Origin of the sequence: Enterobacter sp. 04-C-12-SI-ECC (assembly GCF_047530715.1) — a bacterium.
In the GTDB taxonomy this organism is placed as follows: domain Bacteria; phylum Pseudomonadota; class Gammaproteobacteria; order Enterobacterales; family Enterobacteriaceae; genus Enterobacter; species Enterobacter bugandensis.
Window position 1 is genome coordinate 26,518 of the sequence record NZ_JBLKDI010000021.1, and the last position, 9,796, is coordinate 36,313.

General features: G+C 56.0%; 9 protein-coding genes. 8 read left to right on the forward strand and 1 reads right to left on the reverse strand.

The genetic code is table 11. The features are described from left to right. Positions 1 to 17 precede the first annotated feature (17 nt). Positions 18 to 1,208, reverse strand: coding sequence for a maltose/maltodextrin ABC transporter substrate-binding protein MalE (gene malE / locus ACMWL8_RS21010; protein WP_032644952.1), 1,191 nt, complete (start codon positions 1,206 to 1,208; stop codon positions 18 to 20). A gap of 370 nt (positions 1,209 to 1,578) precedes the next feature. Here malE and malK point away from each other — a divergent pair, with 370 nt between their 5' ends. The 8 genes from malK to ACMWL8_RS21050 all read left to right on the forward strand — a co-directional run bounded on the left by malK (position 1,579) and on the right by ACMWL8_RS21050 (position 9,721). Then, a complete protein-coding gene (malK, locus tag ACMWL8_RS21015; RefSeq protein WP_028015130.1) occupies positions 1,579 to 2,688 on the forward strand; it encodes a maltose/maltodextrin ABC transporter ATP-binding protein MalK in 1,110 nt (369 codons plus the stop codon). Positions 2,689 to 2,759: 71 nt separating this feature from the next. Further along, entirely contained in the window at positions 2,760 to 4,103 is a 1,344-nt protein-coding gene (locus ACMWL8_RS21020) for a maltoporin (protein WP_028015131.1), read from the forward strand. A gap of 113 nt (positions 4,104 to 4,216) precedes the next feature. After that, entirely contained in the window at positions 4,217 to 5,170 is a 954-nt protein-coding gene (malM, locus tag ACMWL8_RS21025; RefSeq protein WP_045260962.1) for a maltose operon protein MalM, read from the forward strand. 180 nt (positions 5,171 to 5,350) lie between these two features. Beyond that, on the forward strand, positions 5,351 to 5,848 hold the full coding sequence (ubiC, locus tag ACMWL8_RS21030) for a chorismate lyase (protein WP_014882105.1): 498 nt from the start codon (positions 5,351 to 5,353) through the stop codon (positions 5,846 to 5,848). 12 nt (positions 5,849 to 5,860) lie between these two features. Further along, positions 5,861 to 6,730 (forward strand): 4-hydroxybenzoate octaprenyltransferase, encoded by an 870-nt coding sequence (gene ubiA, locus ACMWL8_RS21035; protein WP_028015133.1) that lies wholly within the window; start codon positions 5,861 to 5,863, stop codon positions 6,728 to 6,730. Positions 6,731 to 6,930: 200 nt separating this feature from the next. After that, positions 6,931 to 7,902: a TRAP transporter substrate-binding protein gene (locus ACMWL8_RS21040; protein ID WP_028015134.1), complete on the forward strand. Its 972-nt coding sequence runs from the start codon at positions 6,931 to 6,933 to the stop codon at positions 7,900 to 7,902. Between the two features lie 12 nt (positions 7,903 to 7,914). After that, positions 7,915 to 8,424 (forward strand): TRAP transporter small permease, encoded by a 510-nt coding sequence (locus ACMWL8_RS21045; RefSeq protein ID WP_045260961.1) that lies wholly within the window; start codon positions 7,915 to 7,917, stop codon positions 8,422 to 8,424. Between the two features lie 10 nt (positions 8,425 to 8,434). Beyond that, positions 8,435 to 9,721 carry a TRAP transporter large permease gene (locus tag ACMWL8_RS21050; protein ID WP_045260960.1) on the forward strand — a complete coding sequence of 429 codons (1,287 nt, stop codon included), beginning with the start codon at positions 8,435 to 8,437 and terminating at the stop codon, positions 9,719 to 9,721. Positions 9,722 to 9,796: the final 75 nt, after the last annotated feature.

Genomic DNA, 9,796 nt, shown 5'->3' on the forward strand with positions numbered 1-9,796 from the left:
ACCCGCCGTTTTTCTTCTTACTTAGTAATACGACCCTGAGCATCCTTCAGCGCGGCATCGACAGTCTGGCGACCGCTTGCAGCGTTGATGACGGCGGTACGGGTGGCGTACCAGAACGCGGCCATCTGTGGGATGTTCGGCATGATTTCGCCTTTCTGAGCGTTATCCATGGTTGCCGCGATGCGTGGATCTTTTGCCAGCTGATCCTGGAAGGATTTCAGCGCCACGGCGCCCAGCGGTTTGTCCTTGTTCACTTCACCCAGACCCTGATCGGTCAGCAGGTAGTTTTCCAGGAACTCTTTCGCCAGCTCTTTGTTCGGGCTGGCGGCGTTGATGCCCGCGCTCAGCACGCCCACGAACGGTTTAGACGGCTTGCCGTTGAAGGTTGGCAGCAGGGTCACGCCGTAGTTGATTTTGCTCTTGTCGATATTGGTCCAGGCCCACGGACCGTTGATGGTCATCGCGGTTTCGCCTTTGTTGAACGCCGCTTCCGCGATGGAGTAGTCGGTATCCGCGTTCATGTGTTTGTTCTTAATCAGGTCAACCAGGAAGGTCAGGCCTTTTTTCGCGCCCGCGTTGTCCACGCCCACGTCTTTCACGTCGTATTTGCCGTTTTCAAACTTGAACGCGTAGCCGCCGTCGGCAGCAATCAGCGGCCAGGTGAAGTACGGCTCTTGCAGGTTGAACATCAGGGCGGATTTACCTTTCGCCTTCAGCTCTTTATCGAGTTTCGGGATCTCTTCCCAGGTTTTTGGTGGGTTTGGCACCAGGTCTTTGTTGTAAATCAGTGACAGGGCTTCAACCGCGATTGGGTAGGCGATCAGCTTGCCGTTATAGCGAACGGCGTCCCAGGTGAACGGGAACAGTTTGTCCTGGAAAGCTTTGTCTGGCGTGACTTCAGCCAGCAGGCCAGACTGCGCGTAACCGCCGAAACGGTCGTGTGCCCAGAAGATGATGTCCGGGCCGTCGCCGGTTGCCGCAACCTGCGGGAATTTCTCTTCCAGTTTGTCCGGGTGCTCTACGGTAACTTTGATACCGGTGTCTTTCTCGAATTTTTTGCCCACTTCGGCCAGGCCGTTATAGCCTTTGTCGCCGTTAATCCAGATAACCAGCTTGCCTTCTTCAATTTTGGCGAGCGCTGGGGCGGAAACCATCATTGCTGCAAGGGCGGACAATGCGAAAACGCGTGCGCCAGTCTTGATATTCATATCTGCCATCCTTTTTGGTGATGTGCTCGTGGATACATAAGGTGGTTCAACGTGACTCAGTCTCCTTATTTGACATCCTCTTTCCATCCTCCCAACCCCTACGCCCCACCCCCCGTTTGTGTGATCTCCGTTGCATAAATTTAAGTTATGAGTGCTGGCGCACATAAAAACCCACCGAATTTTGCAGGCGGCTTCACGAATTTCGCCTCAGCCCCCCGGCTGCGGTCGCAGAGCCTGTTCTCTCATCCTCCCGCCTCCTCCCCCATAAAAAAGGCGGGGGGTGGAGGATTCACGAAAGTAATGGATACCCCATAGTGAACTTATCTTGAATGTTTCTGTCGGTGACAGGTTGTAACGAAGGGAGAAGGGCATGGCGAGCGTACAGCTGCGTAATGTAACGAAAGCCTGGGGCGACGTAGTGGTGTCGAAAGACATCAATCTGGACATCACTGAAGGCGAGTTTGTGGTGTTTGTCGGCCCATCAGGCTGTGGTAAATCAACTCTGCTGCGTATGATTGCCGGTCTTGAAACTATCACCAGCGGCGACCTGCTGATCGGTGATACCCGAATGAACGACATCCCGCCTGCCGAACGTGGCGTAGGCATGGTGTTCCAGTCTTATGCGCTTTATCCCCATCTTTCCGTTGCCGAGAACATGTCTTTTGGCCTGAAACTGGCCGGGGCAAAAAAAGAGGTCATTAACCAGCGCGTTACGCAGGTGGCGGAAGTGTTACAGCTGGCGCACCTGCTGGAGCGTAAACCGAAAGCGCTTTCCGGTGGTCAGCGTCAGCGCGTGGCGATTGGCCGTACGCTGGTGGCCGAGCCGCGCGTGTTCCTGCTCGATGAACCTCTCTCTAACCTGGATGCCGCCCTGCGCGTCCAGATGCGTATTGAAATCTCCCGTCTGCACAAGCGCCTTGGCCGCACGATGATTTACGTCACCCACGATCAGGTCGAAGCGATGACCCTCGCCGACAAAATTGTGGTGCTGGACGCCGGTCGCGTGGCGCAGGTGGGCAAACCGCTGGAGCTGTATCACTACCCGGCAGACCGCTTTGTTGCGGGCTTCATTGGCTCGCCAAAGATGAACTTCCTGCCCGTCAAAGTGACGGCGACAGCCATTGAACAGGTACAGGTGGAGCTGCCAAACCGCCAGCAGGTCTGGCTGCCGGTCGACAGCGCCAACGTACAGGTCGGGGCAAATATGTCCCTCGGTATCCGTCCTGAGCATCTACTGCCAAGCCACATTGCGGATGTGACGCTGGAAGGTGAAGTTCAGGTCGTCGAACAGCTTGGTCACGAAACACAGATTCATATCCAGATCCCCGCCATCCGTCAGAACCTGGTCTACCGCCAGAACGACGTGGTGTTGGTAGAAGAGGGTGCCACATTCGCTATCGGCTTGCCGCCAGAGCGCTGCCATCTGTTCCGTGAGGATGGCACCGCATGTCGTCGGCTGCACAAAGAGCCAGGCGTTTAAGCAATCCCAAAAGAAGACACGAAACCGACAGGTGAAGTGTTCAAAGAAAAGCAATGATCTCAGGAGATAGAATGATGATTACTCTGCGCAAACTTCCTCTGGCAGTTGCCGTCGCAGCGGGCGTAATGTCTGCTCAGGCGCTGGCCGTGGATTTCCATGGTTATGCTCGTTCCGGTATCGGCTGGACGGGTAGTGGCGGCGAACAACAGTGCTTCCAGGCAACCGGTGCCCAAAGTAAATACCGTCTTGGTAACGAATGTGAAACCTATGCGGAACTGAAGCTGGGCCAGGAAGTGTGGAAAGAAGGCGACAAGAGCTTCTACTTCGACACCAACGTAGCGTACTCCGTGGCGCAGCAGAACGACTGGGAAGCCACTGACCCGGCGTTCCGTGAAGCTAACGTGCAGGGTAAAAACCTGATCGAATGGCTGCCAGGTTCCACCATCTGGGCCGGTAAGCGCTTCTATCAGCGTCATGACGTACACATGATCGACTTCTACTACTGGGATATCTCTGGTCCTGGTGCGGGTCTGGAAAACATCGATGTCGGTTTTGGTAAGCTCTCTCTGGCAGCAACCCGTTCTTCCGAAGCAGGCGGTTCATCCTCTTTCGCCAGCAATAGTATTTATGATTACACCACTCGTACAGCGAACGATGTCTTTGACGTGCGCCTGGCACAGATGGAAATCAACCCAGGTGGCACTCTGGAACTGGGTGTTGATTACGGTCGTGCTAACCCGCGTGATGATTATCGCCTGGTTGATGGTGCTTCAAAAGATGGTTGGATGTTCACCGCTGAGCACACCCAGAGCATGCTGAAGGGCTATAACAAGTTTGTGGTTCAGTATGCCACTGACTCAATGACGTCTCAGGGTAAAGGCTTGTCTCAAGGTTCTGGTGTAGGCATCGATTCTAACTCGGGTTATGCCTACGACATTAACAACAACGGTAGCCTGCTGCGTATTCTCGACCACGGTGCAATCTCTCTGGGCGATCGCTGGGACCTGATGTATGTCGGTATGTACCAGGACATCGACTGGGATAACAACAACGGGACCAAGTGGTGGACCGTGGGTGTACGTCCGATGTTCAAATGGACGCCTATCATGAGCACCTTGCTGGAAGTGGGTTACGACAACGTGAAATCACAAAGCGCTGACGAAACCAACAACCAGTACAAAATCACCCTGGCACAACAGTGGCAGGCAGGCGACAGCATTTGGTCTCGCCCGGCAATCCGTGTATTCGCAACCTACGCCAAGTGGGATGAGAAGTGGGGTTATGACTACAACGGTAACCCATCTAACAACGCTAACTACGGTAAAGCGTTCAAAGATGGTTTCAATGGAAGCTCCTTCGGTCGTGGCGACAACGACGAGTGGTCCTTCGGCGCCCAGATGGAAATCTGGTGGTAATCCCGTCTTAACCTGACGTAATGACCAAACTGAGGGGCGCAAGCCCCTCAATCCTTGGGACGGCGCGCTATTGCCTGGCTACCGCTGAACCTGTGCATTTTGAGGTGATAACAATGAAAATGAACAAAACTCTCCTTGCCCTTTGTTTATCCGCAGGGCTGCTGGCAAGCGCGCCTGCCGTAACGCTCGCTAACGTCAACTTCGTTCCGCAAAACACAACATCTGCGCCAACTATTCCGACAGCGGCACTGCAACAGCTTGTCTGGACGCCTGTCGATCAGTCTAAAACCCAGACCACCCAGCTCTCAACGGGCGGCCAGTCGCTTAATGTTCCGGGTATAACCGGCCCGGTCGCTGCTTATAGCGTACCCGCCAATATCGGTGAGCTGGCCATTACCCTGACCAGTGAAGTTAACAAGCAGACGAGCGTATTTGCGCCAAACGTGCTGATCCTCGATCAGAACATGACGCCATCTGCCTTTTTCCCAAGCGAATACTTTACCTACCAGGAGCCTGGTGTGATGAGCGCCGATCGTCTGGAAGGCGTCATGCGCCTGACCCCTGCGCTGGGCCAGCAAAAACTCTACGTGCTGGTCTTTACCACCGAGCAAGACCTCCAGAAGACCACCACGCTGCTCGATCCGGCTAAAGCCTACGCAAAAGGCACCGGTAACGCGATTCCTGATATTCCGGACCCGATTGCTCGTCACGTCACCGACGGAACGTTAAAGCTGAAGGTGAAAACGAACAGCGGCTCCAGCGTGCTGGTCGGCCCGCTGTTTGGCTCCTCCGGTAACGGCCCTGTTACCGTGGGCAATACTGCTGCACCTGCTTACGCCGCGCCTGCTGCCACGGCAGCCGCACCGGTCGCCGCCGCAGCGCCAGCCCCGGCGAAGAAAGCCGAGCCCGTACTGAACGACACCGAAGAGTACTTCAACAACGCCATTAAGCAGGCGGTGAAGCGCGGCGATGTCGATAAAGCGCTGAAACTGCTTGATGAAGCCGAACGTTTAGGTTCAACCACTGCCCGTTCCACCTTTATCAGCAGTGTAAAAGGCAAGGGGTAACTGTTCCCCACAGTGCTGATTTGTTAGTAGTTTAGTGCGCCTGAGTGGGCGCACTTTTTTTCGTATTCGCCAGGCTGTTGCGCCCATGTTGCGATAGTGATCGTTAAATAACGTTTGGCCCCCCCTCATTGCCCGTTTCTGCGATACAATGCCATTACGTTATGTATCGGAGAGTCTGGCATGTCACACCCCGCGCTAACGCAACTGCGTGCGCTGCGCTATTTCGACCAAATACCTGCGCTTGATCCGCAGCAGCTGGACTGGTTGCTGCTGGAAGATTCCATGACAAAACGTTTTGAGCAACAGGGTAAAACGGTCACGGTAACCCTGATACAGGAAGGGTTTGTCTCCGGCGATGAGATCGCCAGCGAGCTGCCGCTGTTGCCGCAAGAGGAACGCTACTGGCTGCGTGAAATTTTACTCTGTGCCGATGGCGAACCCTGGCTTGCCGGGCGGACGGTGGTGCCCGAATCTACCCTATCCGGGCCTGAGCTGGCGCTGCAGCGGCTGGGGAAAACGCCGCTGGGACGTTATCTTTTCACCTCATCTGAGCTGACCAGGGATTTCATTGAAATTGGGCGTGATGCCGAACTGTGGGGGCGCCGTTCCCGCCTTCGCCTGAGCGGTAAGCCGTTAATCCTGACGGAGCTATTTTTACCGGCATCACCGTTGTACTAAGAGGAAGAAAAAATGGAGTGGACCCTGACGCAGAATAAGCTGTTGGCGTATCACCGCTTAATGCGTACCGATAAACCCATTGGCGCGCTGCTGCTGCTGTGGCCGACCTTATGGGCGCTGTGGGTGGCCACGCCGGGCATGCCGCCGCTGTGGATCCTGGGCGTATTCGTTGCCGGCGTCTGGCTGATGCGCGCGGCGGGCTGCGTGGTGAATGACTATGCCGATCGTAAATTTGACGGCCACGTAAAGCGCACTGCCAACCGCCCGCTACCCAGCGGCCAGGTGACCGGGAAAGAAGCGCGCGTACTGTTCATCGTTCTGGTGCTGCTCTCTTTCCTGCTGGTATTAACCCTGAACACCATGACGATTCTGCTGTCCGTCGCGGCGCTCGCACTGGCCTGGGTTTATCCCTTTATGAAGCGCTACACCCATCTGCCTCAGGTGGTGCTGGGGGCGGCGTTTGGCTGGTCGATTCCGATGGCGTTTGCGGCAGTTAGTGAGTCCTTACCGCTTAGCTGCTGGCTGATGTTCCTGGCGAACATCCTCTGGGCCGTAGCGTATGACACGCAATATGCGATGGTTGACCGCGACGATGACCTGAAAATTGGCATTAAATCCACCGCCATTCTCTTTGGACGCCAGGACAAACTTATCATTGGCATTCTGCAGGTTGCGGTACTGGCGCTGATGGTCGCGATTGCGCGCCTGAACGGACTGAACTGGGAATTTTACTGGTCGATACTGGTAGCAGGGCTGCTGTTTGCCTACCAGCAGAAGCTGATTGCAAAACGCGAACGCGAAGCCTGCTTTAAAGCGTTTATGAACAATAACTATGTCGGTCTGGTGCTGTTTTTAGGCCTGGTCATGAGCTATTTTTCCTGATTGACGCGCGGTCATGCCCCGCCGGGTATGGCCGCATCGTTACCCGGCATTACCGCCCTCACAAATTTAAACCATCGTTTCATAAATTCGCGCTTTTGTGAGGCGCTTCACCTACGCTTCTCCCGGGCTAGTCTATTTTCTAAGCGTAAAAAAATAAAACACTGTTTTAACGCTGACATCGCTACCCTGGAGCTGACTCAATGAATACGACCCTCAAGCCGTTACTGGCCGCGCTGTGCCTGTCTGCTTTTGCCTGCACCGTTTCTGCCCAAACCATCAAAGCCGCCGATGTGCATCCTGAAGGCTACCCGAACGTGGTCGCGGTACAGCACATGGGTGAAAAACTCAAACAACAAACCGACGGCAAGCTGGAGATTAAGGTCTTCCCCGGCGGCGTGCTGGGGGATGAAAAGCAGATGATTGAGCAGGCGCAGATGGGGGCGATTGACATGATCCGCGTCTCCATGGCGCCGGTTGCCGCCATCCTGCCGGATATCGAAGTCTTCACCCTGCCGTACGTTTTCCGCGATGAGGATCATATGCATAAAGTGATCGACGGGGATATCGGCAAGCAGATCGGCGACAAGCTGACCGCGAACCCGAAATCCCGCCTGGTGTTCCTCGGCTGGATGGATTCCGGCACCCGCAACCTGATCACCAAAGAGCCGATCGTCAAACCTGAAGATCTGAAAGGGAAGAAAATCCGCGTGCAGGGCAGCCCGGTGGCACTCGCCACGCTGAAGGACATGGGGGCGAACTCGGTGGCGATGGGCGTTAGCGAGGTTTACAGCGGCATGCAGACCGGCGTGATCGACGGCGCGGAGAATAACCCGCCCACCTTTATCGCCCACAACTACATGCCGGTTGCTAAAAACTACACCCTCAGCGGCCACTTTATCACCCCGGAAATGCTGCTCTATTCAAAAGTGAAATGGGACAAGCTGAGCGCTGATGAACAGCAAAAAATCCTGACCCTGGCCCGTGAAGCGCAGTTCGAACAGCGCAAGCTGTGGAATGCGTATAACGACCAGGCGCTGGCGAAAATGAAGGCGGGCGGCGTGCAGTTCCACGATATCGATAAGACGGTATTCATCAAGGCCACAGAGCCGGTGCGCGCCCAGTATGGCGACAAGCATCAGGATCTGATGAAAGCCATCGCTGACGTCCAGTAATACGGAGCACGTATGTCCGAACTCTACCTGAAGTGGATGGACCGTCTGTACCTGCTCGCCATGGCGGTGGCGGGTGTCTCGCTGCTGGTGATGACGATTGTCATCCCCATCGGCATCTTTTCACGCTACGTGCTCAACCGCGGCGAATCCTGGCCGGAGCCCGTCGCCATTATCTGCATGGTAACGTTCACCTTCATCGGCGCGGCGGTGAGCTACCGCGCCGGGTCGCACATTGCGGTCAATATGCTCACCGACCGTCTGCCCGCGTCGCTGCAAAAGCTGTGTGTACGTGTGGTTGATCTGCTGATGCTGCTGATTTCCGGTCTGATGTGCTGGTACAGCTACTGGCTGTGCGTCGAGCTGTGGGAGCAGCCGGTGGCGGAGTTCCCGATCCTGACTTCCGGCGAAAGCTACCTGCCGCTGCCGATCGGGTCGGCGATTTTGATTCTGTTTGTGCTTGAACGCCTGCTGTTTGGCGCGCAGGAAAACCGTCCGGTCGTGCTGATCGGCAATCACAGTTAAGGGGTGAACAATGGATGCTTTTGTTTTGTTATTCACCCTCGCCATTTTGCTGGCGCTGGGGATGCCGGTGGCCTTCGCCGTGGGGCTGAGCGCCGTGGCAGGTGCGCTGTGGATTGATTTACCGCTGGAGGCGCTGATGATCCAGATCACCAGTGGGGTGAACAAATTTACCCTGCTGGCGATCCCGTTCTTCATCCTTGCCGGAGCGATCATGGCGGAAGGGGGCATTGCCCGACGGCTGGTTAACTTCGCCTATGTGTTTGTCGGCTTTATCCGCGGCGGGCTGTCGCTGGTGAACATCGTCGCCTCGACGTTCTTCGGCGCGATTTCTGGCTCGTCGGTGGCGGATACAGCGTCCATCGGCAGCGTCATGATCCCGGAGATGGAGAAGAAGGGCTATCCGCGCGAATACGCGGCGGCGGTCACGGCGAGCGGGTCGGTGCAGGCGATTCTGATCCCGCCCAGCCACAACTCGGTGATTTATTCCCTGGCTGCGGGGGGGACGGTCTCCATCGCCACGCTGTTTATCGCGGGCGTTTTGCCGGGCCTGCTGCTGGGCGTGAGCCTGATGGTGCTCTGCCTGTGCTTCGCCCGCAAACGCGGCTACCCGAAGGGGGATAAAATCCCGTTCAGACAGGCGCTGAAAATCATGCTCGATGCCCTGTGGGGGCTGATGACGGTGGTGATTATCCTCGGCGGGATCTTGTCCGGGATTTTTACCGCCACCGAATCTGCCGCCGTGGCCTGCCTGTGGGCGTTTTTCGTCACCATGTTTATCTACCGCGACTACAAATGGAGCGAACTGCCGAAGCTGATGTGCCGCACGGTGAAAACCGTCACCATCGTGATGATTTTAATCGGCTTTGCCGCGGCGTTTGGCGCGGTGATGACCTACATGCAGCTGCCGATGCGCATCACCGAGTTCTTCACGTCGCTCTCTGATAATAAGTACGTGATCCTGATGTATCTCAACATCATGCTGCTGCTGATCGGCACGCTGATGGACATGGCGCCGATCATCCTGATCCTGACGCCGGTGCTGCTGCCGGTGACCAACGCGCTGGGGATCGACCCAGTGCACTTCGGGATGATCATGATGGTTAACCTGGGGATCGGGCTGATCACCCCGCCGGTCGGGTCGGTACTGTTTGTGGCGAGCGCGGTGAGTAAGCAGAAGATTGAAACCGTGGTGCGGGCGATGCTGCCATTTTACGGCATCCTGCTGGTAGTACTGGGAATGGTGACGTATATCCCGGCGATATCATTGTGGCTGCCGAGGATGTTAGGGATGCAGTAACGCCGTTTTTTGCCGGGTGGCGGCTGCGCCTTACCCGGCCTACGGTTCAGAGTTGTTATTGGCCCGGTAAGGCGC

Bases quoted from the DNA above. Each gene is read 5' to 3' on its own strand.
- malE (WP_032644952.1), bottom strand. From the start codon at position 1,208: ATGAATATCAAGACTGGCGCACGCGTTTTCGCATTGTCCGCCCTTGCA.
- malK (WP_028015130.1), top strand. From the start codon at position 1,579: ATGGCGAGCGTACAGCTGCGTAATGTAACGAAAGCCTGGGGCGACGTA.
- ACMWL8_RS21020 (WP_028015131.1), top strand. From the start codon at position 2,760: ATGATGATTACTCTGCGCAAACTTCCTCTGGCAGTTGCCGTCGCAGCG.
- malM (WP_045260962.1), top strand. From the start codon at position 4,217: ATGAAAATGAACAAAACTCTCCTTGCCCTTTGTTTATCCGCAGGGCTG.
- ubiC (WP_014882105.1), top strand. From the start codon at position 5,351: ATGTCACACCCCGCGCTAACGCAACTGCGTGCGCTGCGCTATTTCGAC.
- ubiA (WP_028015133.1), top strand. From the start codon at position 5,861: ATGGAGTGGACCCTGACGCAGAATAAGCTGTTGGCGTATCACCGCTTA.
- ACMWL8_RS21040 (WP_028015134.1), top strand. From the start codon at position 6,931: ATGAATACGACCCTCAAGCCGTTACTGGCCGCGCTGTGCCTGTCTGCT.
- ACMWL8_RS21045 (WP_045260961.1), top strand. From the start codon at position 7,915: ATGTCCGAACTCTACCTGAAGTGGATGGACCGTCTGTACCTGCTCGCC.
- ACMWL8_RS21050 (WP_045260960.1), top strand. From the start codon at position 8,435: ATGGATGCTTTTGTTTTGTTATTCACCCTCGCCATTTTGCTGGCGCTG.